Origin of the sequence: Chromobacterium sp. LK11 (assembly GCF_001043705.1) — a bacterium.
Lineage (GTDB): Bacteria > Pseudomonadota > Gammaproteobacteria > Burkholderiales > Chromobacteriaceae > Chromobacterium > Chromobacterium alkanivorans.
The window spans coordinates 19,014-44,857 of sequence record NZ_LDUR01000043.1 but is presented as its reverse complement, the minus strand read 5'-3'; the positions used below and the strand labels follow the sequence as shown (position 1 = coordinate 44,857).

The following is a 25,844-nucleotide window of genomic DNA, read 5'->3' as shown; positions in this document are numbered from 1 at the left end:
GATGGTGCCCCGTCCACAGCCGCCAGAACCTGACCATGAACCGTCGCCTGATCTCGCTCGCGCTCGCCGCCCTGCTCGCACTTCCCGCCTTCAGCCAGGCGGAAGGCCGCGACGACTACCGGCTGCCGCGCCAGCTGCGCCAAAGCAGCGAGCACCTGAGCGACAGCGACTTCAACGCCTACAGCATCGTCTGCTACCAGGCCGGCCAGATCGTCGTCAACATCCCCGCCGCCAAGAACATCACCCTGCTGCGCGAGGACGAGGACATTCGCGAAATCCGCTACTTCCCCGGCAGCGACATCCTGAACGAGCAAAGGCTGTCGGTGCCGCGCAGCCTGGCCTGTCAGCTGCGCCGCAACTGACGCCCGCCGCGCCGCCGGTTTAGGCTCACGGCGAAATGCGTTATCATCGCCGGATGCGCGAATTGGACGTACTGATTGTTTCCAGACCCAACAGCACCCCGCAACGGGGTGAGGGGTCGTCCTGCGCGCCGCTTTCGCAAGCGTAAGCCAACCCTCGCAGCCCCGCCGGCCACGGCCGGGCTGCGTTCGCATCGTCTCCCGCATCCCCGTCGTCCGGCATCCACCTTTCACACAGGAATACCGCCATGACGCAAAACATCTACGACAACCCCGACTTTTTCCACGGCTACAGCCAGCTTGGCCGTTCGACGGAAGGCCTGGCCGGCGCGGCGGAATGGCCGGCACTGCAAGCCATGCTGCCGGCCATCGCCGGCAAGGACGTCCTCGACCTGGGCTGCGGCTACGGCTGGTTCTGCCGCTGGGCGCGGGAACAGGGCGCGGCGGACGTGCTGGGCCTGGACGTCTCCGAAAAAATGCTGGCCACCGCCGCGCAAATGACTGCGGACAAAAGCATCCGCTACGCCCGCGCCGATCTGGACGCGCTGGACCCGGCCGCCCTGGGCCTGGCCGACGCCAGCCGCGATCTGGTCTACAGCTCGCTGACCTTCCACTATCTGAAGGACCTGGCCGGCCTGCTGCGCGCGGCGCGGCGGGTCTTGCGCGCCGACGGCAGGCTGGTGTTCTCGATCGAACACCCGATCTACATGGCCTCGCGCCAGCCCGGCTGGCTGCACGACGCCCAGGGCCGCAAAAGCTGGCCGGTGGACAGCTACCAGATGGAAGGCGAACGCGTCACCCACTGGCTGGCCGACGGCGTGGTCAAGCAGCACCGCACGCTGGGCACGCTGCTGAACCTGACGCTGGCCGCCGGTTTCCAGCTCTGCCATGTCGAAGACTGGGGCCCCAGCGACGCCCAGATCGCGGCGCGGCCGGAGCTGGCGGAGGAAAGGGAGCGGCCGATGTTGCTGCTGGTGTCGGCGCGCTGCGGCTAAGCCCCCGGCTTGCTCGCCCAAGTGGCGATGAAGGCCGGCAGATAGCCGTCGATGACGAAACGCGGCGTCGGCTGCATCTCCTCGTGGAAGCCGGCCAGCAAGAAGCCGGCCTCCAGCTGGCCGCCTATCTGCTCGGCCAGGCTGTGGCCGAACACCAACGCCTCGCCGCCGGCCCGCTTGGCCGCCAGCGCTTCCGGCTCCAGGTCGCGCAGATCGGAATACGGCGCCGGATAACGCGGCCGGATCAGGCCCTGGCGCGCAAGCTCAGGATCGCGGTCGCCGATGAAGGCCGCCGGATTGAAAAAGCTGCTCAGCAAGCGTCCGCCCGGACGCAGCACCCGGAAGCACTCGCGCCACACCGGACGCACGTCCGGCACGTAGAGATTGGAAATCGGGTGAAACACGCAATCGAAGCCGGCGTCGGCGAAGCGCGACAGGTCGCGCATATCGCCCTGCTCGGTCTTCAGCGTCAGCCCTTCGCGCCGCGCCACCAGGTGGTCGCGCTCCAACTGCTGCTCGGAGGCGTCGAACACCGTGACCTCGGCGCCGGCCGCCGCCAATAGCGGGCCTTGCTGACCGCCGCCGCTGGCCAGGCACAGAATGCGCCAGCCCGCCGCCTGATCCAGCCAGCCGGCCGGCAGCGGCCCGGGCGTCAGCCGCGCCTGATGCTCGCCCGCGCGCGCCGCGGCGATGGCGGCGGCGTCCACCGGCTGCGACCACGGGCCGGCCTGCTCGGCCTGGCGGTCCCAGGCGGCCTGGTTATGTGAAAAAACATTGAGGGATGCATGTACCGACATGGGGAGTCCTGTTCTGTTCAGAAAGAAGGAAACACCCAGCCAAAGCCGCGTCCATAGCGAAACGGACGGCCCCGCGAAGGGGCAAAGACGAAGCGGACGACAAAACGAAACGGCAATGCGGCAAACGGCCCAGGCTGGGCAAACGAGTGACGGGCATTACAGCTTCATTCCGGCGCGCTCCTATCGGGAAGGGAAGACTCGCGTCCGCTGAAACGGACGGGCGCCGGCATGGCCGGCGCAGCCGCCATTCTACGCCAGATCAAATTTAAATGACATAGCAATTCCGCAAACAAGGCCATTCAAGCTTTGCGCTCCCCCACCCCTCGGAGACATGATGAAAGCTTGCCTGGCACTTTGCGCTGTACTGCTGGCCGCCCCCGTCCTCGCCGCCTATCCCGACGACCTCAGGCTGACCACCTGGAACGCCATGTTGCTGCCGCAGTCGCTCTACCCCAACTACGGCCAGGAACAACGCGCGCGACTGATCGCCGCCGCCCCCGTCCTGCAAAACCAGGACGTGGCGGTGTTTCAGGAGCTGCAAGACAACAGCAGCTCCGAAGCGCTGCTGCAAGGACTGAAAGCGCGCTTCCCGCACCAAACCCCGGTGATAGGCCGCAGCCAAAGCGGCTGGGACGGCACCGAAGGCTGGAACGGCGCCAAGCCGGAAGACGGCGGCGTCGCCATCGTCAGCCGCTGGCCCATCGTGGAAAAGCGGCAGTATCTGTTCCGCACCGCCGGCTGCAGCTGGGAGCAATACGCGCTCAAGGGCTTCGCCTACGCCAAGCTGCAAGCCGGCGGCCGGTACTACCATGTGCTGGGTGCCCACCTGCAATCGGAAGACGGCGGCTGCAAGGACCACGCGGCGGTGCGCCAGGCCCAGCTGCGCGAAATCGCCGACTGGCTGCGCGCGCGGCAACTGCCCAAGGACGAAGTGGTGTTGATTGCCGGCGACATGAACGTGGACCGCCGCAAGCCGGCGGAATACCGCGCGATGCTGGACATCCTGCAAGCCAGCGAGCCGCGCTACGCCGGCGTCGCCGACAGCTTCGACACCGTGCGCAACGGTCTGGCGCTGGAACGCTACGGCGCGCGCGGCGGCGACGCGCCGGAGTACCTGGACTACATCCTGACGCTGAAGACCCACCGCCAGCCGTCTGCCTGGCACAATCTGGCGCTGGACGCGCCGTCGCCGCAGTGGACGGTGCAATCCGTAGGCAAGCACACCTACGCCTACACCGACTACAGCGACCACTACCCGGTGCAGGCCTTCGCCTGGGCCGACGCCGCCACTCCCACCCAGTCATTTACCGACCAGGCCGGCAGCTACCGCCAGCTGGGCCTGCAAAACCTGGGCAACGGCCAATGGCTGCAAAGCGCCGCCGCCAACGACGGCTGGCTGAAGACCGGCCCCGGCGACGGCCCCGCCGCCCGCTTCAACTTGTCCAACAACTTCGCCATGCGTGACAACGGCTGCCTACGTTCCGGCGACTACCTGCGGGTGGAGCGCGCCGACCGCCCCGGCTGGTTCTGGACCTGGTGGGGCGGCCTGGACGCCAATCAATACGCCTACTACACCAAGCAAGGCCCGCTCAACGCGTCGACGGAACTGCGGCTGCAGATTCAGGACCGGCCGGACGGCTGCCTGCGGGACGGCGACATCGTCAGCTTCAAGGATTGGGCGCGGCAGAGCGATTACTATCTGACCGCCTGGAACGGCGGCGCCCACGACGGGCAGCTCTATCTATGGCAGCCCGGCGTCGGCCCGCGCGAACGCTTCCGCGTCAGCATGCCGCGCCAGCCGCAGCGGCTGGATTGGAAGGCGCAATTGATTTACGCGCAGAACAACAAGCGCTAAGAACGTGTTTACGATCTCGCGAGCTAAGGCGAGACAAGGCGAAAACCGCTGAGAAAGCGGAATGTACTAGTGGTACATGAGCATTTCGAAGGCGTTTTCAACGCCGTATCGCCAACGCGCAGCAGATCGTAAACAGGTTCTAACGAGGACAGCGGGCGGCTTGCCGCCCGCTTCAGGAGGTTTACCAGGCGAGAATCAGCAACAAGCTGCCCAGCAACAGACACAAAGGGGAATAGAAACGGGTGTCGTTGCGAGCGAAGCGGCTGCCGCGCACGCTCTTGAACAAGCCGACGTAGCGGAATTCGCCGATGCCGCGCAACAGCAGCGCGACGGCCAAGGCCAGCAAGCCCCAGCGCACGGTTTCCATTTGCCAGAAACGGGTCAGATGGCCATGCAGCGCAACAGCCAGCGCCGACAAGGCCAACAGCCCGGCCACGGCGAAGGTGCCGGCGCGGGTGGGTTGGAACAAGGGCTTGCCGTCCACCTCGGGCACGGCCGCGCCCATGCCGACGGTGCCGCCCAGCGCCCAATAGCAATGGACCAGACTGATAATCAGAAAAACAGTAATCAAAAACAGGCTCAGCATAAGCAGGTTCCCTTTCTAATTAAGTGTTTATCGGAAGTTCAACCTCGCCCTGATTATAACACAATCCCATCTGCATTGATCTACGGCAAAAAAACGACAACGCCGTGCAAAGCCGCCCCCCTTCGCCGACCCCAAACCAAACAGCCCCCGGCGCAAAACGCCGGGGGCTGTTTTTGGCTCAAGCTCGGATCACGCCGGGCTGTAGCCGCTTACTGCGCGTCCGCCTGGATCGCGGTCAAAGCGATGGTATAGACGATGTCGTCCACCAGCGCGCCGCGCGACAGATCGTTGACCGGCTTGCGCAGGCCTTGCAGCATCGGGCCCACCGACACCACGCCGGCGGAGCGCTGCACCGCCTTGTAGGTGGTGTTGCCGGTGTTCAGGTCCGGGAACACGAAGACGTTGGCGCGGCCGGCCACTTCGCTGTCCGGCGCCTTCTGGCGGCCTACGGACTCCACGCTGGCGGCGTCGTACTGCATCGGGCCGTCAATCATCAGGTCCGGGCGCTTTTCCTTGGCGATGCGGGTGGCTTCGCGCACTTTCTCCACGTCCGAACCGCTGCCGGAAGTGCCGGTGGAGTAAGAGATCATCGCCACGCGCGGGCTCAGACCGAAGGCGCGGGCGGAATCGGCGGACTGGATGGCGATGTCGGCCAGCTGTTCCGCGTTCGGGTCCGGGTTCACCGCGCAGTCGCCGTACACCAGCACCTGATCCGGCATCAGCATGAAGAAGATGCTGGACACGATGCTCGCGCCCGGCGCGGTCTTGATCAGCTGCAGCGCCGGACGGATGGTGTTGGCGGTGGTGTGCACCGCGCCGGACACCAGGCCGTCCACCTCGTTCAAGGCCAGCATCATGGTGCCGATCACCACGCTGTCTTCAAGCTGTTCCGCCGCCTGCGGCGCGGTCAGGCCCTTGCTCTTGCGCATCTCCATCATCGGCGCCACGTAGCGGGCGGCGGCCTCTTTCGGGGCCAGGATTTCGATGTCGGCCGGCAGGGTCACGCCCTGGGCTTCCGCCACCTGGCGGATGCGCTCCGGTTCGCCGATCAACACGCAGCGGGCGATGCCCTTCTCGTGGCAGATGGCGGCGGCCTGGATGGTGCGCGGCTCGTCGCCTTCCGGCAGCACGATGCGCTTTTGCGAGCGGCGCGCGCTCTCGATCAGGCGATGACGGAAGGCCGGCGGCGGCAGGCGCACTTCGCGCGGCTCGCCGATCTTCTGCACCAGCACCGCGGTGTCGATGCGCTCGGCCACGAAATCGATCATCGCCTGCATGCGCTCGGCGTCTTCCATCGCCACGTGACGGTCCAGATTGGCCAGCATGGTGCTGGTCTCATAGGTGTCGCGCTCGGTGGACAGAATGGTCAGGCCGGCTTGGCGCGCGGACTGGATCAGCGGCAGGATGCTGCCGGACACCGGTTCGCCGCAGGTCAGCAGCAGGCCGGCCAGCGGCACGCCGCGCAGCATGGCCAGCGAGGTGGCCAGCACCACGTCGCTGCGGTCGCCCGGCGTCACCACCAGGGTGCCCGGCAGCAGGCGTTCGGCCATTTTCTCCACGGTGCGGGCCGCCACCACGGTTTCGCGCATGCGCGCCTGCTCGATCTGGCCGGCGTGCTCGATCTTCAAGCCCAGCGCGCTGACCACGTCCAGCACGCGCGGCGCGTCCAGCTTGGCGTCGTAAGGCACGCAGCCCAGCAGCGGCGTGGCGCAGCCCTGCGACGCCAGCTCGGCGCGCAGGCCGGCCAGATTGCCGCACTCCGCGCCGCGGTTCAGCAGCAGGCCGGCCAGTTTGCCGTTGCCGTCGGCGCCGAACTGGCGCTGCACCAGCTGCACGCATTCGGCGATGTCGCGCGCGCCGCGGCCGGCGCCGGACAGCACCAGCAGCAGTTCCGCGGACAGGCTGCCGGCCATTTCCGCGTTCAGGCGGATGGCGGTTTGCGCGTCGCTGTCCGGCACCAGGCCTTCAACGATCAGCACGTCGTGATTGTCGCGCGCCTGTTCCGCCAGGCGCACCACGTCTTCCATCAAGGTGGCCAGCTCGCCTTCGCGCAGCATGGCTTGAGCGCGGGCAAACGGGATGGACGCCGGCGCGTCGATATTGCACAGCTGACGGGCGAAGTGGCTGGACAGCTCGGCGCCCACGCTGGCGGGCTGCGCGATGGGCTTGACGAAGCCCACCTTGATGCCGTCGCGCTCCAGCGCGTGCACCAGGCCCAGGGTCATGGAGGTCAGCCCGGCGTCCGAACCATAGGAAGCCAGGAAAAACACTCGTTTCGGTTGTTGCGATGTCATGGTTTTGCTTTCGACGCGCGCGCCGCCGCAAGGCGGCCCGGCGTTCAGAATCAGGCGGCGGCCGACGGAACGCCGGCCGCGCGATACAGACGCGGCTTGCGCCGCGAGGTCCTATCAGATACCGGCCAGGTCGGCGGTATCCTTGGCGATCATCCACTCTTCGTTGGTGGCCATCACCAGCGCGGTGGTGCTGCCCGGCTGGCTGATCACGCCGGTGTTGCCGCGCACGGCGCGCTCGTTGGCGGCCGCGTCCACGGCGAAGCCCAGCACCTTCATGTGGTTCAGGGTTTTTTCACGCAGCAGGCTGGAGTTTTCGCCGATGCCGCCGGTGAACACCAGCGCGTCGATGCGGTCCAGCGAGGTGGCCAGGCCGCCCAGCAGACGGGCCAGACGGTGAGCGAACATGTCCAGCGCCAGTTGCGCGTCCACATTGCCTTCCGCCGCGGCCTCTTCCAGAGCGCGACAGTCGCTGGACACGCCGGAAATGCCCAGCAGGCCGCTCTGCTTGTTCAGCAGATTGTCGATGCCGTCCAGATCCAGGCCTTCCTTGCGGGCGATGAAGGTCACCGCGGCCGGGTCGATATCGCCGGAACGGGTGCCCATGATCAGGCCTTCCAGCGGGGTCATGCCCATGGTGGTGTCCATGCACTGGCCGTTCTTCACTGCGGAAGCGGAAGCGCCGTTGCCCAGGTGGGCGATCAGGATGCCGTGGTTGGCCGGGTCCAGCTTCAGCTCGGCCACGGTTTCGCCGGCGATGAAGCGGTGGCTGGTGCCGTGCATGCCGTAGCGGCGCACGCCGTATTCTTTGTAGAAGCGCTGCGGCACGGCGTACATATAGGCCGGCTTGGGCATGGTCTGATGGAAGGCGGTGTCGAACACCACCACCTGCGGCAGCTTGGGGAAGGCTTTCTGCGCGGCGCGGATGCCCACCAGGTGGCCCGGGTTGTGCAGCGGCGCCAGCGCGCAGCATTCTTCGATGCCGGCCAGCACTTCGTCGGTGATCAGCGCGGACGCCTGGAAGCGCTCGCCGCCGTGCACGATGCGGTGGCCGATGGCGACCACGCTGTCCAGCCACTCATGCTCGCCCATGAAACGGGTCAGCGCTTCCATCGCCTCGGCGTGGCTGCCGCCGTTCAGCGACTCCGTCTTCTTGCCTTCCGCGGTTTTGAAAATGATGCGCGAATCCGCCAGGCCCAGGCACTCGGCCAGACCAGACAGCAGCGGCTCGCTGGAGCCCTTGGGCAGCAGCGCGAACTTCAGCGAGGAACTGCCGCAGTTGATCACCAGAATTTCAGAAGATGTCGTCATAATATATCAGCGATTCATGATAAATAATTCGATAAACAAGCAGCGCCGCTCCAGGCGACGCTGCCAGCCAAAAACCACCGGCCGGAAGGCGTTCAAGTCACCTTCAAGCCTTTACAGGAAAACAACTCGCGGGCACGTTTGACTTGCTCCGGCGTGGGAATCGGCGTATCCGCCAACTGGTATTCCATGCCCAGCTTCTGCCACTTGTCCATGCCCAACTGATGGAAGGGCAACACCTCAACCCGCTCCACCACACTGCCCAGGCCGGCGACGAACTCCGCCAGCCTGCTGATGTCTTCGTCGCCGTCGGTCAAACCCGGCACCAACACGTAACGCACCCACATTTTCTTGCCCAGCCGTTGCAGGCGACGGGCGAAATCCAGCGTCGGCTGCAAGGGCTGGCCGGTCAGCGCGTGATAGCGCTCCGGGTCCGAATGCTTGATGTCCAGCATCACCAGGTCCACCGCGTCGAACCACTCGTCGCTGACCCGCTCGTGCAAAAAGCCCTGGGTGTCCAGCGCCGTGTGCAGGCCGAAGCGGCGCTTGGCCTCGCGGAACAGCGCGCCGACGAAACCGTCCTGCATCAGCGGCTCGCCGCCGGACACCGTCACGCCGCCGGCGAACTTCAAAAAACGCGCATACGGCTCCAGCTCCGCCATCGCCTGCTCCACCGTGACCTGGCGGCCGTTGTGCAGCTTCCAGGTGTCCGGGTTATGGCAGTATAGGCAGCGGAACTGGCAGCCCGAGGTGAAGAAGACAAAGCGCATGCCAGGCCCATCCACCCCGGCCCCGCTCTCCGTGGAGTGCAGGTAACCCACCACGGATTCGGGAGACATGGCGTGTTCTTGCGGGACCGTGTCCACGGCGGTTTGGGTATCTGGCATGCGTTTGTGCTCCTATGGCCGACAGAGGCCGGCCCTTAACAGGCCGCCTTTTAAAGCATAGTGCGCGGTTCCGAACGGGGACGAGCCCAAAACGCCAGAGCCGAACACAAATGTTATTTTACGAACACATTTTATATTCTAAAACGAAAATGTATGTTTGATACAGGTCAAAAGCGTACATAGTGATGTGCGCACGCCACATCGCCCCATGCCCCCTTCCCGGCAAACCCTTGATTTTCGTGGAGTTCTAGTTAAAACAGTCGTTAGTTTTATCTTGCACTGCAATATTTCCGCTCGTTCGCGAACATCGTCATAACACGCCGGCGGCATAAAACCGGCCTGACCCGCGCAGGGCCGCGGCTGAGCTGGATCAAGTCGCGGCCGTTTTTTGCAAACGTCATGATTGGCACCTATTATGCCAAAGGGATTCCAACCCCTCGGTAAACCGCCATGAACACACTGCGCCTCGCCCTCAAAAGCGTGATCGAATATCCGCTGCCCGCCTCCAGCCAAACCCATGAAGTGGCCGCCATTGGGCCGGACCTGCTGCTGATCTCCCAGCAGCCGTCCGGCGCGCTGGTCAAAATGCGGGTGGACCCGCACAGCGGCCAGCCGCGGGCCGCCATCGCCCACGTCATCGACAACCCGTTTTCCGGCCTGCACGGGCTGACCGTCTCCAAAACCCACCCCGGCTGCCTGTGGGTGACCTTGCAGTTTCAGTCCGAGCTGCTGCTGATAGACCCGATAGCGTCTGACCTGACCACGCCGCCAAAAATCCTCAAGCGAGTGCCGCTGCCGCAAGCCGCGCGCGGCCCGCACGTGGTGGCGGAAGACGGCGACATCCTGTGGACCTCCTGCAAGGACAGCCACCACGTCGTGCGCGTCGACAGCCGCAACCCGGCGGACGCCACGCTCTACCCCTGCCCGCCACGCCCCATCTTCGTCCAGATCCATCCGGACAGCGGCGACGTTTACGCCACGCTGGACCAATCCAGCCAGCTCTACCGCATCCCCGCCAACGGCGACGCGCCCGCCGCCATCGACATCCCCGCCGAACACGGCAATACCCCGGTGGGCATGGTGCCGGGGCCGGACGGCAATTTGTGGGTCGCGCTGCTGGGCAATTCCTCCGGCGGCAACGGCAGCTTCGGCCGCGTGCTGGCCGGCGGCGGCATAGACTGGTTCCAGCTCAGCACCGCCCCGGCCGCCGGCGCCGGCTTCATCCATCTGGGCTTTACGCCAGAAGCCGGCTCGGCGCCGCGACTCAACCTGCTGGCCTCGTCCATGGCCTGCTCCAGCGCCCTCAACGGCGTGGTGCAAGTGAAGCTGAGCTCGGACTACAGCCGCGTGGAAGCGCAGCAGACCATCGCCTTCCCCTCGCAGCACAGCATGAGCCACCGCGTATTGAGCACCGTGCACGGACTTTACGCCACCGAGCTGGGCGCTTGCTGCCTGGCGCATCTGCGCCCGGCGGAGAATCGTTACGGCGAAGGCGTCAATGAAATGGCCGACCCCTATTCGCTGTGGGGTTGCGGCATACCGGAGGGAGAAGTGCGCTACCCGGGCGCGCACCGGGAGGAATAGCGGCTGGCCATAGCCGGTCTGGCGAGGCCTTGACGGCAGAATACGAATGAACGGCTCCGGCCCCGCAGGCGCGCCAGTCGCAGGACTGGACTGCTTGCGGGGCCGGGCCGTTCAGCCATGCGGATCAATGCGCTGGCGGCTTAGCCGGAGATATCCCGCCTCACTCGTCGCAAATGCTGCTCAACGTAAAAGGCGGCGGCATCCTCATCGCCGGTGATGATGGATTCGTAGATCAGTTGATGTTCCGCAACGTACAGGCCAATGCGCTCCGCATCATAAATGCCATCATCGCGCAGCCGCTGCCACAGAGGCTGCGCCATGGCTTTGGCTACTTCATCGGCGATGCGGACCATCAGCGCATCGCCGGTCATCACCGCCAGCTGCCGATGGAACAAGCGGTCGCTTTCGCTCCAAAGCGCTTGCTGCGCCGGAATGTCGATGTTTTTGACCCCCTTCATTTGCGCCAGGTAATACTCCGCCCTTTCATCGCGCCTGCCTTTTCTGGCCGCCATGCGGGCAATGGCCGGCTCCAGCACCAGCCGCACTTCCAGCGTTGATATCGGGCTGTCGTCCGCCTGGCCCCGCTGGTTTGCCGGCGCGGCTTGCCGCAGCCGCTGCAAGGCATCCGCGCAGACATAAGTGCCCGAGCCGCGGCGCGTCATCACCAGCTGCTGATTCTGCAAGGCGCCAATGGCCTCCCTCACCGCGGGCCGGCTGACGCGATAGTGCGCGGCCAGATCCCTTTCCGAAGGCAGGCGCGACTCCGGGGGAAACTCCCCGCCGACAATGCCGTTGCGGATCTGCTCTGCAAGCTGTTCATAGATAGGCAGCGGCTGAAAGTGGTTCGGTTCCTGTGTGCTGACATCCATTCTGCTTACCTCAAGACCAGTTTGTTGTGTAACTGGTGAAAATTGTGACCGCATTTGGGCGGCGGCAGGCTAACTTCTTGTCGCCTTACCCCTAAATTGGTAATTTAAAAAACAAGTTAGCGATATAACAACGTTATTTTAAGACCAGTTTTGCCGATCATGACAGCCAAACCCTGTCCCAAACGCAAATTTGGTCTTAATTTTACCAATTATCGATAAAGGCGCGTCATGTCCACCGCACCCTCCCTCCCCCTGCTGTCCGCCGCCGAGACCAAGAAGCTATTGCCGGTTGCCGACCTCTGTCAGGCCCTGTCCAACGCCACCGCAGAATACATCGCAGGGCGGATCATCAGCCCGGAACGGCAGGTGCTGCCCTTGCGGGGAGACGCCGTGCTGCTGTCCATGCCGGCCACCGCGCACGATATCGGCATTCACAAACTGGTCAATGTGTGCCCGGACAACCTCAAGCACGGCCTTCCCACCATCCATGGCATCGTCAGCGCATATGACGCCGTCACCGGCCAGCCGCTGCTGATTCTTGACGGCCCCACCGTGACCGCCCAGCGCACCTCCGCCATTTCCATGCTGGCCATCAACAGCCTCTACCCCGGTAGGCCGGCCGCCATCGCGTTGATAGGCACCGGCAAGCAGGCCTCCGGCCACCTGGATGCCATTGCCGCCTTGTTCCCGGACATCCGCGTGGATGTGCATGGCCGGGATACCGCCGGCAGCGCCGAATTCTGCCGCCGGCACGCCGCCCTTCCCTTAACGCTGCGGCCATGCTGCGGGCCTGTAGCGGACGATGTCGACGTGCTGATCACGCTGACCACCAGCAAACAGCCGGTCTACCACGAAGCAGCCCGCAGCAACCGACTGCTGGTGGGAGTGGGCGCGTTTCGTCCGGACATGGCCGAAATCGGCCCGGCCGCCATCGCCGGCAGCCAACTGTTCTCGGACGACCCCGCCGGAGCGCGGCATGAAGCCGGGGACCTGATCCAGGCCGGCGTGGACTGGGACGCCGTGCGGCCCTTGGCGGAAGCGATAGCCGGACAGTACGACGCCAATCGCCCGCGGCTGTTCAAGAGTGTTGGCACGGCGGCCTGGGATTTGGCGGCGGCGCGCTGCGCGCTGGCGCATTGGAAGGCCGGCTAAGCGGGCGGCAAACAAGCGGTGCGCTAGCGCATCCCGTTAGCTAAACGAATGGTGCTCCATCGCACCGCGTGAACAACAGGAGGAGTGAACAGCATGAATCCCTTGCCTGCGGATTTTGTGATCGAGACCGTGGAAATGCACACCGGCGGCGAGCCGGTGCGCATCGTGCTCAACCTTATCGACATGATTCAAGGAGCGGACATCCTGGCAAAACGCCGCTTCATGAGCGAGCGCCTGGATCCCGTGCGCCGCCTGCTCATGCACGAGCCGCGCGGCCATTACGATATGTATGGCGCGGTGCTGGTGCAGCCCTCCATGCCAAACGCGGACCTCGCCGTGCTGTTCACCCACAACGAAGGCTACAGCACCATGTGCGGTCATGCCGTGATCGCGCTGGCCCGCTTTGCGGTGGACAGCGGCAAAGTACCCGCCGTCGCGCCGCTGACGCGGGTGGGCATCGAATGTCCATGCGGCCTGGTGGAAGCCTGGGTGGAAATCAAGAACGGCAAGGCGGGCGCCGTGCAATTCGAAAGCGTGCCCGCCTTCGCTTTTGCCCTGGACCTGCCCGTCAGCGTGCCGGGCATCGGCGAAGTGGTCGTGGATATCGGCTACGGCGGCGCCTTCTACGCGGTGGTGGCCGCCGAAAAACTGGGCGTGTCGCTGGACGGCCGCCTGCGCGACCTGGTGGACGCCGCCTCCGCGCTGACCCAGGCGGTGCGCAACACCATCGCGGTACGCCACCCCAGCGCCGACGACCTGAGCTTCTTGTACGGCAGCATCCTCACCGATGGCCGCGACCGGGCCGCCGATGGCTGCAGCAGCAATGTCTGCGTCTTTGCCGACGCCGAAGTCGACCGCAGCCCCACCGGCTCCGGCGTCACCGCGCGCATGGCCATCCGACACGCCAAGGGGCTGGTAGCGCCTGGAGAAACCTGTGAATTCAAAAGCCTGACCGGGGCGCTGTTCAGCGGCACGGTGCTCGGCCAAACCCAGCTGCCGGGCCATGACGCGGTGACGGTGCGCGTGGCCGGACGCGCCCACTACAGCGGCAAAGCCAGCTGGTCGCTGGAGGCCGACGACTTGATAGGCCAGGGCTTTTTACTGCATTGAGCGTTTGCCGGGCGGACGGCTCACCGCCGCCCGTCCTGGATCAACCCTCGCTCACCAACAAGTCTTCATAGAAAGCGCCAAACTCGCCGGACGGATCGGCAATCTGGATTTCCAGAATCCACAAACCGGTATCCGGACATTGGGCGAAATCGCCCAGGCTGCCGGCCTTGTAGATGGAGTGTGGAAAGTCCGACACCCGGTGGCCCTTGATGTCCAGGTTCAACCGCCAGCCCATTGCCTCGGCGCGCTCCGCCGCGTACTGATACAAGGCCGGGCCGGCCAGCCTCTCGCCCCGCCACTTGTCCGCCACCTCCTGCCACAGCTGGCGCGCCGCCTCGGCACAGGCCTGCTTGCGCGCATTGTCGCCGGTGGTGAAGGTATCGCCGGCGTCGCCCTCGTGGCCGTCCCAGACTATGCCCAGGTCAATGAAGAAGATGTCGTCGTCCAACAGCACATTGTCCGGGTCGATCTGCTGCTTGAAGATTTTCAGCGTACTGCGGCCAAAGCGGACGATGATGCCGTGCCAGATACGGTCCATGCCCATGCTTTCCAGCTCCGCCTTGGCCAAATCCTTGGCCTGCTGTTCGGTCATGCCGGGGCGGATCTGCGCGGCGATGCGCCGCACCGCCGCCATGGTTTTGTCGCGGGCGGCGATCATTTTGTCCAGGGAGAAAGCGCTGCCCACCGCTTCCGGAGGGAGAGAGACTGAGGTCATAAGGGATGCCCTATCTTGAGGTAAAGATAAAGAGACGAAATGGGCAGCGGATTATACCGCAACGCCGTGGAATCATGACATTCAAATCACAAACCAAATCAGCCTTCCCGCCTCTACTCCCGCGCCCCTGCTGGCTTGACCCTGCCGGCTCACTCGGTAACAATCGCCGGGTGCTGTTACTAACGGCACCGGGATTGGCGTCCCGTTCGAAACAGGGGGATGAAGGCGCGTCTGCGCCTTCATCCGTACCCGCTTTGCGTCTGTACTTCATGCATGACTGGCGGGTGCGTGGTGGGAGAGCGCCTAGCGCTCGCCGATTCCTTGTTTCTCGGTACGCCAATCCTGTCACGCGCCTGCCTATACCTACCCAACGACTCACAGGCAGGTGGTTTATCTTGTGTCACCGCAGGAGAAACACCATGTCGAAAACCTTTCCCGCTCGCCGCCGCTACCGCCAAGCCTCAATGGAAGCGCGCGAAGCCCTGCTCCCCTTCGTGTCCCGACGCCCGGGACGGCCGCAAGCCGATTACTGGCAAATGCCGGCCGCCCACCCGGACTACGCCGCCGACTGCGCCTACGGCCGCGAATGCGGCGCTCACTTCGTCCAATGGCTGAAGGACAACCCCGGCTATCGCAGCCAAAGTCTGCTGGCGCGCATCACCCGCGACATCGACTTCCGCAAGCCGGAACAACGCGGCTTCCGGGTGGGCTTCTTCAACTACCTGGAAGCCATGCTGACGCTGGCCGCGCGCAAGGTGGACGTGTTCGAGCACGTTGACGAACTGCACCGCCAGCAGCAGGCGCAGATCAAACGCAAGAATATGGAAAACCGCTCGGTGCGGAAGATAGAGAAGAAGTAAGGACGGACGAACCCCGGCTTAGGCCGGGGTTTGGTTTGGGTGTATTTGAGCATGACTGCATCTACATAAAAATCAATCAAAATGGATTATTGAACACCTCTCCCTCAAACCTGATATAACCCAACAAAAGACATGACACATTGAAAGCACTAAAATCAGAACAACGACAATACTTTAGCCAACACTTATAACACTCAAACCATTTCAGCACAAAATCAAGAAAGATCCTTCCCAGTAACTTTAGTGCCCACAAACTTAATTCCTGCCTGATCTAGCAATCTGCGAGCCTTATCTGTATCCGCAAAGTGAACCTTCCCTGATGCAACCCAAAGCCATTTTTTCACTTTCTTTCCATTTACCAAGTGGGCTTCCAATTGCAGTTTTGCAGCAGATTTTTTTCTGATGACGGTACTAATTTCATCATTCTTCGCCGAATGGGGCTCAACAGCAACAACATCGCCTGTTGGCTCATGCCCAAGTAGATAATCCCAACGATTTTCTTGCTCATGCCCATTCCTGACCGCCTCATCTAACTCAAGACTATCCACAAATGACTCACGAATAGCCTTGTCAAAATAGGCTCGATGACCAGCCTCTATAGCCTGCATTCCAGCCTTAACCAACACTCTCAAAGGTGATTCTTCTTTTAACATACTCTTCACTGGAGTTATTTTCTTGGCCTTTACCATCACTCTGCCTCATTAACTGCCTTACGCACCGCATCTCCAAATCGGGAAGAAAATTCAGTCAACCCACCCCACCCAGAAACACTCTCTTTATCTGAACTAGGATCAAGTTCAGAGATATCCTCAGAGACAACCTTACCTTCATCATTGAACTGAAGAAGATGTGCTCGATACTCTTTTTCGATTGCTTCCTCTGCAACACGATGCATAGCAGGGGAAGATGCCAGGCCAAATGCTTCACAGACCAACTGCCAACGCGCATTATTTTCTCTGAGTTGCCGCATCATCCATAGCATGGTTAACACATGTGGCGAATGGGAAGAAAGGACAACCTTATAACCTCGCCATAAAAGATCAAGAACAAGGAGCATTACAGCAGTTACCGCCTGCGGATGAAGCCCCATTTCAGGCTCCTCAAGCACAACCCAATCGGTACCTTCACGCTTACGTTTATTAGTTGAAGGCAGCAAGTGATAGAGACCAAGCAAAAGAGGGGTGAATTCGCGTTGACCAGCAGTCCAAGTCATAAATGGCAAATGCATTGAGCCATGAACTAATCGCAAACGTCGTGCATGCTGCGCATCCTCTTCAATCCCCACTGTACCACCATGAAAAACTGCCTCATCAATTTTCTCTCGAATCTCTTTCTTTAACCTTTTTTCTACAGGAAAAAGTGCACCAGCATTTTTCCCACTAAATTGATCAAATAAGTTCTGACTAAAAATACGTGCAACTGCTGGAGTTTCGGACGTGAGTTTTTGAAAAGGAGAAGCCCAACCATCACTGATTAACATAGAACGGTGCGCAGGAACAAAAAACAATCGCTCCGTCCCATCCCCAACTCTAGAAAGATTTTTGGGAGATATTTTTTTTCGATCCAGTTTAACCTCAGTCTGCCCCTCTCTCCAAGCAGGAGCCATACCTGCACCGAAAATCAAATCAACAAGAACATTTGGTCGTTCTGTAGGGTGCCCAGCCGCCTTTAGGGCATCGACTAACTGACGACCATCCATAGCAGCCTTCAGCCATTGCAGAGCCAAACTCTTTCCCGCCCCTTGAGGACCAACTAACACAGTAAGATCCCCGAAAGAAATATCCACTTTTTCCAAGTGAGCAAAATTTCTAATAGATAGTTTCATCGATTTGCTTTGAACTTTTGAATCGTTTTCGACATTCAGACTCATGCAAAACCTCAATTAAAACAATAAAAATAAAACTGCAACGCAACATATGTTAATCACCTGCCTCTAGCAGCCTTAAGCTAGCAAGCTGAGCTCTGTCTCTTGATAACAGATGACATACCATGCCATCCATATAAATAATGAAGGACCTTAACATCTTTCCACTTCCGACAGACTATTCTAGTCACTCTACGAGATTTTTTACCCACAATACCCAGGCAGTTCAGAAGGAGTCCGATCAAATTACCCCTCGGTTGGAGGTATATTATAGACATGGTAAAAGCTGGAGCATCGATATCAACTTCTTTTCAGACCCTCCCCCTCAGCCCCCTCTCACCCCCCTCAATATCAATCTTCGCCATCCCCATCATCGTGTCAAACACCCGCTTGGTGGCGGGGCGGTCTGGACCGGTCAGCGCCTCGGTCAACACCCGCAGGGTGATTTGCCAGCTTAGGCCCCACCTATCCTTGCACCAGCCGCAGGCACTACCCTGGCCGCCGTTGCCGACGATGGCTTGCCACAGGCGGAATTAAACCATTTTATAGCACATGGGCATTTATTGCGGCATTGATCCAAAACAGCCGCGCATAAAAAACCTCCTCAGCCGCGACATCGAATTCCGCAAACCGGAACAACGCGGCTACCGAGTTAGCTTCTTCAACACTCTGGAAGCCATGCTCACGCAGACCGCGCGCAAGGTGGACGTGTTTGAGGACGTTGACGAACGGCATCGCCAGCAGCGGGCGCTGCTCAAACGCAAAACCCTGGAAAGCCGCGCGGCGCGGCGGATAGAGAAGAAGTAAGGAAGAACGAACCCCGGCTTTGGCCGGGGCTTGGTTTGGGGCGTGACGCTTTCTGAAATAATAATTGCTTAGCTTGCGGCCTCTTACGCCCCCTAGCTGTCCCTCGTGGAGGACAGCACACAGCCAGGAGCAGCTCGTTTGCCCATCAAATGGAGCTGTCCCCAACCGTTCACTGGGAAGCTCGTTTCAGTGATTCAACTTGAACATATTGGCGTGAACGCAGGAGGGGACGGCATAGTGGATCATCAGGTGGTTCTCCAGTTCCGTAGCGGCCGTGACGAGGTTCGTCAATGTGTGGACGCCAGAATTGGGATCGAAGAAATAGAGATCGCTACCGTCATAGGCAAGCGCCACAGAGTGGGGCGTAGCGCTTTGCATGGCGATCAGTGCCGCGCCTCGCCCACTGCCCACCAACAGCTCGATGGTGTGCGTCAGCAACTGGACGAAGCCTCCCTCGAAGAAGGAAGACAAGGTTCCAATCGACTTGCAGCCCAGGGTCTGCGCCTCCTGTGAGTACAGGTTATGAAACGCCTGGATGGCCTTGCCCTGGTTGCGAATACCGGGAAGGTTGCCCCCTCTGGGGTCGCTGACCGGCTGGCCGTCAATGCCGGTTTCATAGGCGCCGGATATCATGAGGCCATCACAGATCTGGTCCTGCAGAGCCATGATGCGCTCAACCTTGCGACCAATATTCCGCTGTTCCAACATGTCGGCAAGTCCTGGCACCGGACCCAAGTCGAGCGCGCGCATGCAGAAATAAAAGGAAATACCTTCGCAGGAACCATCATGCCGTGCGTTGAAGTCTCTTTGTTTGCAAGCCAAAACGAGGGTGATAGCCATAACATGCTCCTTGCTTATTCTTGGTTTTCATAACCAGCTTCAACTGACCAAGCCGGATATTCGAAGTGAGTCCTGCTCGAAGAACGACCGGTGAAAGGCATGCAACTGCAATCTGGCCCTCTAAATTCCCTGCAGCAGGTGCCTGACGCTTCTAAGAACCTGTTTACAACCTGCTGCGCTGCGGCGATACGGCGTTGAAAACGGCTTCGAAATGCTCATGTACCTTATGCACATTCCGCTTTCTCAGCCGTTTTCGCCTTGTCTCGCTCTTGCTCGCAAGAGCGTAAACACGTTCTACGCAATTGAAACAAGAAAAGCATTGGGCTCACGGGGAAGCGGATGGCGTGTTGCTACCCGAGATCAGCCGCTTTTGGCCGTCAACAGCCACCTGAAAAATAACAACTACCCCCTCCACGCCTTCTCAATCCCTGCAATATCAATCTTCACCATCCCCATCATCGCGTCGAACACCCGCTTGGCGGCGGCGCGGTCTGGATCAGCCAGCGCTTCGGTCAACACGCGCGGGGTGATTTGCCAGCTTAGGCCCCATTTATCCTTGCACCAGCCGCAGGCACTGGCCTGGCCGCCGTTGCCGATGATGGCTTGCCACAGGCGGTCGGTTTCGGCCTGGTCTTCGGTGGCCACTTGGAAGGAGAAGGCTTCGCTATGTTTGAAGGCTGGGCCGCCATTGATGCCCAGACAGGGAATGCCCAGCACGGTGAACGCCACGGTGAGCACATCGCCCTCTTTGCCGGCCGGGTAATCGCCGGGCGCGCGCAGCAGCGCGCCAACGCGGCTGTCCGGGAAGGTCGCGGCGTAGAAGCGCGCGGCGTCTTCGGCGTCGCCGTCGTACCACAGGCAGATGGTGTTTTTGCCCATTCCCCTTCCCTTTTCTGGCTCATATCGTTCAAAGACAAGCCATTGCCAGGCACAAGAATAAGCCATGGCCGCATGCCCAAAACATACATATGTCATGGTAGACAATTTTGGCGATCCCGCCGCGAGCATAAAAAAAGCCTCCCCTAGGGGAGGCTTGGCGCTGTGCCGGCTGGCCGTCGCGGTGGCCAGCGGCGTTGCGCTTACATGCTGCCGTGGAAGGTGCGGTTGATCACGTCCAGCTGTTGCTCGCGCGTCAGCTTGACGAAGTTCACCGCATAGCCGGACACGCGGATGGTCAGCTGCGGGTACAGCTCCGGGTGTTCCATCGCGTCCATCAGGGTTTCGCGCTTGAACACGTTGACGTTGACGTGGAAACCGCCGGCGTCGGAGAAGCCGTCCAGGCAGTTGGCCAGGTTGGCAACGCGTTCTTCTTCGCTATGGCCCAGTGCATCCGGGGTGGCGGAGGCGGTCCAGCTGATGCCGTCCAGCGCGGCTTCATACGGCAGCTTGGCTACCGATGCGCCCGCGGCGACAAAGCCTTTCACGTCGCGGCCGTTCATCGGGTTGGCGCCCGGAGCGAACGGTTCGCCGGCGCGGCGGCCGCACGGGGTGTTGCCGGTTTTCTTGCCGTACACCACGTTGGAAGTGATGGTGAGCACGGATTGAGTCGGCATCGCGTTGCGGTAGAAGTGCGGCTGGGCCTTGATCTTCTCCATGAAGGTTTCGGTCAGCCATACCGCGATGCTGTCGGCGCGGTCGTCGTTGTTGCCGTAAGCCGGGTAGTCGCCTTCGATCTTGTAGTCCACCGCCAGGCCCGCTTCATTGCGGATGATGTGCACTTTGGCGTATTTGATGGCGGACAGGGAGTCGGCGGCCACGGACAGACCGGCGATGCCGCAAGCCATGGTGCGCAGGATGTCGCGGTCGTGCAGCGCCATTTCGATGCGTTCGTAGGCGTATTTGTCGTGCATGTAGTGAATGCAGTTCAGCGCCTTGACGTAAGTTGCGGCCAGCCAGTCCATCAGCAGGTCGAACTTGGGCATCAGTTCTTCGTAGGTCAGCACGTCGCTCTTGATCGGCTCGAAGCCCTTGGCTACTTGCAAGCCGGATTTTTCATCCACGCCGCCGTTGATGGCGTAAAGCATGGCTTTGGCCAGGTTGGCGCGGGCGCCGAAGAACTGCATTTGCTTGCCGATGCGCATCGCGGACACGCAGCAGGCGATGCCGTAGTCGTCGCCCCAGTGCGGACGCATCAGGTCGTCGTTTTCGTACTGGATGGAGCTGGTGTCGATGGACACTTTGGCGCAGAAGTCCTTGAAGCCGCGCGGCAGCTGGGTGGACCACAGCACGGTCAGGTTGGGTTCCGGCGCCGGGCCCAGGTTGTACAGGGTATTGAGGAAGCGGAAGCTGCTCTTGCTCACCAGGGTACGGCCGTCTTCGCCCATGCCGCCGATGGATTCGGTGACCCAGGTCGGGTCGCCGGAGAACAGTTGGTCGTATTCCGGGGTTCGCAGGAAGCGCACGATACGCAGCTTGATCACCAGGTCGTCGATCATTTCCTGGGCTTGGTCTTCAGTCAGCGCGCCGGAGGCCAGATCGCGCTCGATGTAGACGTCCAGGAAGGTGGCGACGCGGCCGAAGGACATGGCGGCGCCGTTTTGTTCTTTCACGGCGGCCAGGTAGGCAAAGTAGGTCCACTGCACCGCTTCGCGGGCGTTGACGGCCGGGCGGCTGATGTCGAAGCCGTACTTGGCGGCCATCTGCTTCAGTTCGTCCAGCGCGCGGAATTGTTCGGACAGTTCTTCGCGCAGGCGCAGCACGTCTTCGTTGAAAACGGCGTCGTCCAGCTCATGGAATACTTTTTGGCGTTCGGCGCGCAGGAAGTCGGTGCCGTACAGGGCCACGCGGCGGTAGTCGCCGATGATGCGACCGCGGCCGTAGGCGTCCGGCAGACCAGTGATCACGCCGGATTTGCGCGCGGCCATGATGTCCGGGGTGTAGGTGTCGAACACGCCCTGATTGTGGCTCTTGCGGTAGTGGGTCCACACATCCTTGATAACCGGGTCCAGCTTGAAGCCGAAAGCTTCCAGGCCGTTCTCAACCATGCGCAGGCCGCCGTTGGGCATGATGGCGCGTTTGAGCGGAGCGTCGGTTTGCAGGCCGACGATGACTTCGCTGGCTTGGTCGATGTAGCCGGCGTCATGCGCGGTGATGGAGCTGCCGCGGTCCGCGGCTACGTCCAGCACGCCACGGGCGCGTTCTTCTTTCAGCAACTCGCTCAGGGTGTCCCACAGCTTTTGAGTGCGCGCGGTGGCGGGCGCCAGGAAGCTGGCGTCGCCTTCAAACGGCTTGTAGTTCAGCTGGATGAAGTTGCGGACATCCACCTTGCTTTGCCATTCACCACCGGTGAAATCGCGCCAGGGGTTGGCTTGAGTCGCGTCACGATTCAGAGCATCCATGTGTGCCTCCTAGTAACTATCAGTAAATGTTGTGTACTGAACATATTGTACATTCGGTTTCGAAAAAAATCGTTTGATAAAGATCAACTGCCGCAGACTAAAACGCGGTGGCTGCCACGGCCACAACGCCGGCGAAAACCCATAAAAAGCGCTTTATTTTCAATGCCATGCAAAACCACACCAATACGCCGGCATTGTAGCCGGCGCATTACATTCGAAAACGAACATCAAACACTGGTTCCGAGCGCCGTCGCGGCCGGTTTTGCGGCTTCGCGCCGCGCCGGCAGGGTGTGACGCTCCAGCAGGTAGACCACCAGACCCACGCCCAGCGCGCCGCCGGCGATATTGCCCAGGGTGGCCGGAATCATATTGTGCAGGATGGCGGCGGCGTCCAGGCCTTGCATGCCGTGCAGCAGGGCCAGCGAGAAGAAGGCCATATTGGCGATGCTGTGTTCAAAGCCGGAGAAGAAGAACACGAAGACCAGCAGCAGGATCATCAGCATCTTGGCGGCGTCGCCGGCCATGCGCAGCGGCACCCATACCGCCAGACAGATCACCCAGTTGCACAGCGCGCCCTTCCAGAAGATTTCCCAGCCGCCGGCGTGCACTTTGTGCGCGGCCACGTTGAACAACAGGTGGTCGGCCGGCAGGCTGCCCATGCCGCCGGCGCCGGCGAACACCGCGGTAAACAGCAGCACCCCCAGCAAATTGCCCAGATAGACCATGGCCCAGCTGCGCAGCAGGTTGCAGACGCGGCAGTCGCCGCTGAGCACGCCCACGCTGAAGTACATCACATTGCTGGTGAACAGCTCCAGCTTGCAGACGATGATGCTGACCAGGGCCACGCCGAAGAAGCCGGCCACGGCGATGTAGTAGCCGGGGGAGCCGACGGCGAAGAAGACCTGGCCCAGCTTGAGGCTGACGCTGAGCACCACGGCGATCAGCGCGCCGGCCATGCCGGCGCTTAATAGGTAGCGCCCGGGGTGTTGTCGCAACACGGTCTGTTTGGAGGCGGCTTCGGCCGCGACGTAGGCGAGTGTGGAGGCGTGGTTCATGTTTTTCATTTCGCGAGCTTGCGCAGAGCCGCTGGCGCGCGGGTCAACCTTATTAGGAAGCCTATCAACTGACTCTGCCGTCTCTAAGGCTTGGCGGCGAAAACGCCGGCTTAGGCCTAGTTCCTGCAATGCGTTTGTTGGCCGCCGAGGTGGTTGGTTCCCACGCGAACGGGTGCACGGATTGTTGGTTCACGAAAATTTTATGTTCGGAATGCTTCATTCTTGTTTGATAACTATCAAACCTAGGTCTTTCCGTTGCGCGGGCGGATTCACAGCTTGCAAGCCGCGCGCCAGTCGCATGCGTTTTGACTAGCCGAGATCCCGCCACACCCTCGCTCTTTCCGCCCAGGCGCCGCCAGACGCAGAAAAGGCGCGATAACAAACATGAAAAAACACCTTGAAAATCATATAGATAATAAGAAAACAAACGTTTGAAAGCCGTAGTCATGTTTGAAAACAACCAAATTATGTTCGTTTTGAAATATTTTTGTTCGTTTTCGAAAACAAATTTGGTCTCAAATTTCATATTTTGATACTTGCAGCAGCGCCGAGCCCCATGCTGATATAGCGGCCTCCCTGGCGCGGCGCAGGCCGCCCTTCGGCTTGCGCTCTGCCCTCCCCAAGACAGACAACCCCGCCAAAAAACCAATATATTCCTTGTTATTCATGAAGTTACAAATCACAACACGACTACAAGCCAAGACCATGCACGCCAAGGGGCCATGACCTGCCCTCGGCGCAGGATATGCCAATGAAGTGTTCAAAAATGATGAAACTAGCTCGAACAAAGTGCAGGGACGGCGATTTTGCGACACCAGGCCGCTCGAATCCATTCAGACATGAAAAGCAAAGCAACACGAAAGCAAAGCAAAACGAAAATTAGCATTTTTTCAAATGAAGCGATATTTCTTGAAACAATCTTTCTACAGCTACATTTTTGCGCAATTTAATGCCAATAAAACGACTTCATCATGTTATCTGTAAGTCATGGGTTCTAAATAGTATTTGTTCGGATGTTCGTTTTGCTTCAAAATAAAGTTGATTAGAATCAACTGATGTTCTGAAATGTGTAACCACCGCAGTACAACTGCCTATACCATGCACATCAATGAAAGCCGGCAATCACTAATCAGCGGTTCCAGCTACTGACCAAAAGTCTAGCAAGAGATGAAAACGGCGCGCCGCCAAGCGACGCGTCAAAACGATTACCCCATTTGTCTTTTATGAAGGCCAATATCATGTCTCAAGCCGTTTCCACCCCCCTGCCCAAATCAGGCGCTTCCTCTTGGAGCAAGCAAGATACCGTCTGGATGCTGGGCCTGTACGGCACCGCCATTGGCGCCGGCACCCTGTTCCTGCCCATCAACGCCGGCATCGGCGGCCTGTGGCCGCTGATCGTCATGGCGCTGCTGGCCCTGCCGCTGACCTTCTTCGCTCACCGCGGCCTGACCCGTTTCGTACTGTCCAGCTCCAAGCCGGGCGCGGACATCACTGAAGTGGTGGAAGAGCACTTCGGCGTGGGCGCCGGCAAGCTGATCACCCTGCTGTACTTCTTCGCCATCTACCCCATTCTGTTGGTGTACAGCGTGGCCATCACCAACACCGTGCAGTCCTTCATGGTCAACCAGCTGGGCGTGTCCGCTCCGCCGCGCGCCATCCTGTCGCTGATCCTGATTCTGGGTCTGATGGCCATCGTGCGCCTGGGCGAGAAGATGATCGTCAAGGCCATGAGCGTGCTGGTGTACCCGTTTGTCGCCTGCCTGATGCTGCTGGCCCTGTACCTGATTCCGGAATGGAACGGCGCGGCCATCCAGCAAGCCGGCAGCCTGGGCGACGCCCTGTCCCACGGCGCGTTCTACAAAACGCTGTGGCTGGCCATCCCGGTAATGGTGTTCTCCTTCAACCACTCGCCCATCATCTCGTCCTTCTCGGTTGACCAGCAGAAGCTGCATGGCGACGCCGCCGAGCCGACCGCCGGCCGCGTGCTGATCCGCGCTCACGTCATGATGGTGCTGTCGGTGATGTTCTTCGTGTTCAGCTGTGTATTCAGCCTGTCCCCGGCGGACCTGGCCGCAGCCAAAGCGCAGAACATTTCCATCCTGTCCTACCTGGCCAACCACTTCCGCAACCCGGTGATTGAATGGGTGGCTCCGCTGATCGCCATCGTCGCCATCAGCAAGTCCTTCCTGGGTCACTACCTGGGCGCCAAAGAAGGCTTCAACGGCCTGGTGATCAAGCAGCTGCGCCAGAACGGCAAGTCCATCGAGACCGCCAAGCTGGACCGCTTCACCGCCGTGTTCATGATCATCACCACTTGGGCCGTGGCCACTTTCAACCCCAGCATCCTGGGCATGATCGAAACCCTGGGCGGCCCGGTCATCGCGATGCTGCTGTTCCTGATGCCGATGTACGCCATCGCCAAAGTGCCGGCCATGAAGAAATACTCCGGCGCCGCCAGCAACATCTTTGTGGTTCTGATCGGCCTGATCGCCATCTCCGCCATCTTCTACGATCTGTTCGCCTGATCGCACTCCTCTGACAGCCCGGCCGGTCACGGCCGGCCGGGTTCCTC

General features: G+C 61.0%; 25 protein-coding genes. 9 read left to right on the top strand and 16 right to left on the bottom strand.

Translation table 11 applies throughout. The features are described from left to right. The first annotated feature begins 35 nt into the window (after positions 1-35). Together VK98_RS20860 and VK98_RS20855 are read left to right on the top strand one after the other, a co-directional pair. On the top strand, positions 36-362 hold the full coding sequence (locus tag VK98_RS20860; RefSeq protein WP_048415874.1) for a hypothetical protein: 327 nt from the start codon (positions 36-38) through the stop codon (positions 360-362). Positions 363-607: 245 nt separating this feature from the next. After that, complete coding sequence (locus VK98_RS20855) at positions 608-1,354, top strand: class I SAM-dependent methyltransferase (protein ID WP_048415873.1); 747 nt, start codon at positions 608-610, stop codon at positions 1,352-1,354. Here VK98_RS20855 and VK98_RS20850 read toward each other — a convergent pair. After that, a complete protein-coding gene (locus VK98_RS20850) occupies positions 1,351-2,151 on the bottom strand; it encodes a class I SAM-dependent methyltransferase (protein WP_048415872.1) in 801 nt (266 codons plus the stop codon). The two genes, VK98_RS20855 and VK98_RS20850, sit on opposite strands and share 4 nt — an antisense overlap. A gap of 334 nt (positions 2,152-2,485) precedes the next feature. Between VK98_RS20850 and sph the strand changes: the two genes are divergently transcribed. Next, positions 2,486-4,006, top strand: coding sequence for a sphingomyelin phosphodiesterase (gene sph, locus VK98_RS20845; RefSeq protein WP_197083123.1), 1,521 nt, complete (start codon positions 2,486-2,488; stop codon positions 4,004-4,006). A gap of 181 nt (positions 4,007-4,187) precedes the next feature. On the opposite strand, the gene VK98_RS20840 is transcribed toward sph, so the two are convergent. The 4 genes from VK98_RS20840 to pflA all read right to left on the bottom strand — a co-directional run bounded on the left by VK98_RS20840 (position 4,188) and on the right by pflA (position 9,078). Further along, the gene (locus tag VK98_RS20840; RefSeq protein WP_048415870.1) at positions 4,188-4,592 is read right to left on the bottom strand and encodes a DUF3995 domain-containing protein; all 405 of its coding nucleotides are present in this window, start codon (positions 4,590-4,592) and stop codon (positions 4,188-4,190) included. Between the two features lie 209 nt (positions 4,593-4,801). Next, positions 4,802-6,886, bottom strand: coding sequence for a phosphate acetyltransferase (gene pta / locus VK98_RS20835; RefSeq protein ID WP_048415869.1), 2,085 nt, complete (start codon positions 6,884-6,886; stop codon positions 4,802-4,804). A 114-nt stretch (positions 6,887-7,000) separates the two neighbouring features. Continuing rightward, positions 7,001-8,194, bottom strand: a complete 1,194-nt coding sequence (locus VK98_RS20830) for an acetate/propionate family kinase (protein ID WP_048415868.1) — start codon at positions 8,192-8,194, stop codon at positions 7,001-7,003. Positions 8,195-8,286: 92 nt separating this feature from the next. Next, the gene (gene pflA, locus VK98_RS20825; protein WP_082159156.1) at positions 8,287-9,078 is read right to left on the bottom strand and encodes a pyruvate formate-lyase-activating protein; all 792 of its coding nucleotides are present in this window, start codon (positions 9,076-9,078) and stop codon (positions 8,287-8,289) included. Positions 9,079-9,528: 450 nt separating this feature from the next. On the opposite strand from pflA, the gene VK98_RS20820 reads away from it, so the two are divergent. Continuing rightward, entirely contained in the window at positions 9,529-10,662 is a 1,134-nt protein-coding gene (locus VK98_RS20820) for a hypothetical protein (RefSeq protein WP_048415867.1), read from the top strand. 140 nt (positions 10,663-10,802) lie between these two features. On the opposite strand, the gene VK98_RS20815 is transcribed toward VK98_RS20820, so the two are convergent. Then, a complete protein-coding gene (locus VK98_RS20815) occupies positions 10,803-11,585 on the bottom strand; it encodes a FadR/GntR family transcriptional regulator (protein ID WP_231589340.1) in 783 nt (260 codons plus the stop codon). A 174-nt stretch (positions 11,586-11,759) separates the two neighbouring features. On the opposite strand from VK98_RS20815, the gene lhpI reads away from it, so the two are divergent. Both lhpI and VK98_RS20805 read left to right on the top strand, forming a co-directional pair. Then, positions 11,760-12,683 carry a bifunctional Delta(1)-pyrroline-2-carboxylate/Delta(1)-piperideine-2-carboxylate reductase gene (lhpI, locus tag VK98_RS20810; RefSeq protein WP_048415865.1) on the top strand — a complete coding sequence of 308 codons (924 nt, stop codon included), beginning with the start codon at positions 11,760-11,762 and terminating at the stop codon, positions 12,681-12,683. A gap of 93 nt (positions 12,684-12,776) precedes the next feature. Then, on the top strand, positions 12,777-13,793 hold the full coding sequence (locus VK98_RS20805; RefSeq protein ID WP_048415864.1) for a proline racemase family protein: 1,017 nt from the start codon (positions 12,777-12,779) through the stop codon (positions 13,791-13,793). A 40-nt stretch (positions 13,794-13,833) separates the two neighbouring features. Here VK98_RS20805 and VK98_RS20800 read toward each other — a convergent pair whose 3' ends face one another. After that, the gene (locus tag VK98_RS20800) at positions 13,834-14,508 is read right to left on the bottom strand and encodes a M24 family metallopeptidase (protein ID WP_048415863.1); all 675 of its coding nucleotides are present in this window, start codon (positions 14,506-14,508) and stop codon (positions 13,834-13,836) included. A 419-nt stretch (positions 14,509-14,927) separates the two neighbouring features. Between VK98_RS20800 and VK98_RS20795 the strand changes: the two genes are divergently transcribed. Continuing rightward, on the top strand, positions 14,928-15,368 hold the full coding sequence (locus VK98_RS20795; RefSeq protein WP_048415862.1) for a hypothetical protein: 441 nt from the start codon (positions 14,928-14,930) through the stop codon (positions 15,366-15,368). Between the two features lie 215 nt (positions 15,369-15,583). Here the strand turns inward: VK98_RS20795 and VK98_RS23930 are convergent, their stop codons facing one another. The 3 genes from VK98_RS23930 to VK98_RS20785 form a co-directional block, all read right to left on the bottom strand. Beyond that, the gene (locus VK98_RS23930; protein ID WP_156187999.1) at positions 15,584-16,057 is read right to left on the bottom strand and encodes a hypothetical protein; all 474 of its coding nucleotides are present in this window, start codon (positions 16,055-16,057) and stop codon (positions 15,584-15,586) included. Then, on the bottom strand, positions 16,057-17,238 hold the full coding sequence (locus VK98_RS23510; protein WP_197083122.1) for an AAA family ATPase: 1,182 nt from the start codon (positions 17,236-17,238) through the stop codon (positions 16,057-16,059). The genes VK98_RS23930 and VK98_RS23510 overlap by 1 nt, the downstream gene beginning before the upstream one ends. A gap of 305 nt (positions 17,239-17,543) precedes the next feature. After that, positions 17,544-17,759 (bottom strand): VOC family protein, encoded by a 216-nt coding sequence (locus VK98_RS20785; protein WP_197083126.1) that lies wholly within the window; start codon positions 17,757-17,759, stop codon positions 17,544-17,546. Positions 17,760-17,910: 151 nt separating this feature from the next. Here VK98_RS20785 and VK98_RS24390 point away from each other — a divergent pair, with 151 nt between their 5' ends. Beyond that, positions 17,911-18,039 carry a hypothetical protein gene (locus VK98_RS24390; protein WP_255360666.1) on the top strand — a complete coding sequence of 43 codons (129 nt, stop codon included), beginning with the start codon at positions 17,911-17,913 and terminating at the stop codon, positions 18,037-18,039. Between the two features lie 186 nt (positions 18,040-18,225). Here VK98_RS24390 and VK98_RS20775 read toward each other — a convergent pair whose 3' ends face one another. From VK98_RS20775 to VK98_RS23925, 6 genes are all read right to left on the bottom strand, one after another. Further along, entirely contained in the window at positions 18,226-18,879 is a 654-nt protein-coding gene (locus VK98_RS20775) for a hypothetical protein (protein ID WP_048415859.1), read from the bottom strand. Positions 18,880-19,281: 402 nt separating this feature from the next. Next, positions 19,282-19,758 carry a VOC family protein gene (locus VK98_RS20770; protein ID WP_048415858.1) on the bottom strand — a complete coding sequence of 159 codons (477 nt, stop codon included), beginning with the start codon at positions 19,756-19,758 and terminating at the stop codon, positions 19,282-19,284. A 200-nt stretch (positions 19,759-19,958) separates the two neighbouring features. Beyond that, complete coding sequence (gene pflB, locus VK98_RS20765; protein ID WP_048415857.1) at positions 19,959-22,217, bottom strand: formate C-acetyltransferase; 2,259 nt, start codon at positions 22,215-22,217, stop codon at positions 19,959-19,961. Between the two features lie 227 nt (positions 22,218-22,444). Then, the gene (locus tag VK98_RS20760) at positions 22,445-23,272 is read right to left on the bottom strand and encodes a formate/nitrite transporter family protein (RefSeq protein WP_019102857.1); all 828 of its coding nucleotides are present in this window, start codon (positions 23,270-23,272) and stop codon (positions 22,445-22,447) included. A gap of 64 nt (positions 23,273-23,336) precedes the next feature. Further along, a complete protein-coding gene (locus VK98_RS24065) occupies positions 23,337-23,798 on the bottom strand; it encodes a hypothetical protein (RefSeq protein ID WP_197083121.1) in 462 nt (153 codons plus the stop codon). Continuing rightward, positions 23,788-23,940, bottom strand: coding sequence for a hypothetical protein (locus VK98_RS23925; RefSeq protein WP_156187997.1), 153 nt, complete (start codon positions 23,938-23,940; stop codon positions 23,788-23,790). The genes VK98_RS24065 and VK98_RS23925 overlap by 11 nt, the downstream gene beginning before the upstream one ends. Positions 23,941-24,510: 570 nt before the next feature. Between VK98_RS23925 and VK98_RS20755 the strand changes: the two genes are divergently transcribed. Beyond that, a complete protein-coding gene (locus VK98_RS20755; RefSeq protein ID WP_048415888.1) occupies positions 24,511-25,797 on the top strand; it encodes an HAAAP family serine/threonine permease in 1,287 nt (428 codons plus the stop codon). Positions 25,798-25,844: the final 47 nt, after the last annotated feature.

Bases quoted from the DNA above. Each gene is read 5' to 3' on its own strand.
- VK98_RS20860 (WP_048415874.1), top strand. From the start codon at position 36: ATGAACCGTCGCCTGATCTCGCTCGCGCTCGCCGCCCTGCTCGCACTT.
- VK98_RS20855 (WP_048415873.1), top strand. From the start codon at position 608: ATGACGCAAAACATCTACGACAACCCCGACTTTTTCCACGGCTACAGC.
- VK98_RS20850 (WP_048415872.1), bottom strand. From the start codon at position 2,151: ATGTCGGTACATGCATCCCTCAATGTTTTTTCACATAACCAGGCCGCC.
- sph (WP_197083123.1), top strand. From the start codon at position 2,486: ATGAAAGCTTGCCTGGCACTTTGCGCTGTACTGCTGGCCGCCCCCGTC.
- VK98_RS20840 (WP_048415870.1), bottom strand. From the start codon at position 4,592: ATGCTGAGCCTGTTTTTGATTACTGTTTTTCTGATTATCAGTCTGGTC.
- pta (WP_048415869.1), bottom strand. From the start codon at position 6,886: ATGACATCGCAACAACCGAAACGAGTGTTTTTCCTGGCTTCCTATGGT.
- VK98_RS20830 (WP_048415868.1), bottom strand. From the start codon at position 8,194: ATGACGACATCTTCTGAAATTCTGGTGATCAACTGCGGCAGTTCCTCG.
- pflA (WP_082159156.1), bottom strand. From the start codon at position 9,078: ATGCCAGATACCCAAACCGCCGTGGACACGGTCCCGCAAGAACACGCC.
- VK98_RS20820 (WP_048415867.1), top strand. From the start codon at position 9,529: ATGAACACACTGCGCCTCGCCCTCAAAAGCGTGATCGAATATCCGCTG.
- VK98_RS20815 (WP_231589340.1), bottom strand. From the start codon at position 11,585: ATGCGGTCACAATTTTCACCAGTTACACAACAAACTGGTCTTGAGGTA.
- lhpI (WP_048415865.1), top strand. From the start codon at position 11,760: ATGTCCACCGCACCCTCCCTCCCCCTGCTGTCCGCCGCCGAGACCAAG.
- VK98_RS20805 (WP_048415864.1), top strand. From the start codon at position 12,777: ATGAATCCCTTGCCTGCGGATTTTGTGATCGAGACCGTGGAAATGCAC.
- VK98_RS20800 (WP_048415863.1), bottom strand. From the start codon at position 14,508: ATGACCTCAGTCTCTCTCCCTCCGGAAGCGGTGGGCAGCGCTTTCTCC.
- VK98_RS20795 (WP_048415862.1), top strand. From the start codon at position 14,928: ATGTCGAAAACCTTTCCCGCTCGCCGCCGCTACCGCCAAGCCTCAATG.
- VK98_RS23930 (WP_156187999.1), bottom strand. From the start codon at position 16,057: ATGGTAAAGGCCAAGAAAATAACTCCAGTGAAGAGTATGTTAAAAGAA.
- VK98_RS23510 (WP_197083122.1), bottom strand. From the start codon at position 17,238: ATGAGTCTGAATGTCGAAAACGATTCAAAAGTTCAAAGCAAATCGATG.
- VK98_RS24390 (WP_255360666.1), top strand. From the start codon at position 17,911: ATGCTCACGCAGACCGCGCGCAAGGTGGACGTGTTTGAGGACGTTGAC.
- VK98_RS20775 (WP_048415859.1), bottom strand. From the start codon at position 18,879: ATGGCTATCACCCTCGTTTTGGCTTGCAAACAAAGAGACTTCAACGCA.
- VK98_RS20770 (WP_048415858.1), bottom strand. From the start codon at position 19,758: ATGGGCAAAAACACCATCTGCCTGTGGTACGACGGCGACGCCGAAGAC.
- pflB (WP_048415857.1), bottom strand. From the start codon at position 22,217: ATGGATGCTCTGAATCGTGACGCGACTCAAGCCAACCCCTGGCGCGAT.
- VK98_RS20760 (WP_019102857.1), bottom strand. From the start codon at position 23,272: ATGAACCACGCCTCCACACTCGCCTACGTCGCGGCCGAAGCCGCCTCC.
- VK98_RS24065 (WP_197083121.1), bottom strand. From the start codon at position 23,798: ATGAAATTTGAGACCAAATTTGTTTTCGAAAACGAACAAAAATATTTC.
- VK98_RS23925 (WP_156187997.1), bottom strand. From the start codon at position 23,940: ATGAATAACAAGGAATATATTGGTTTTTTGGCGGGGTTGTCTGTCTTG.
- VK98_RS20755 (WP_048415888.1), top strand. From the start codon at position 24,511: ATGTCTCAAGCCGTTTCCACCCCCCTGCCCAAATCAGGCGCTTCCTCT.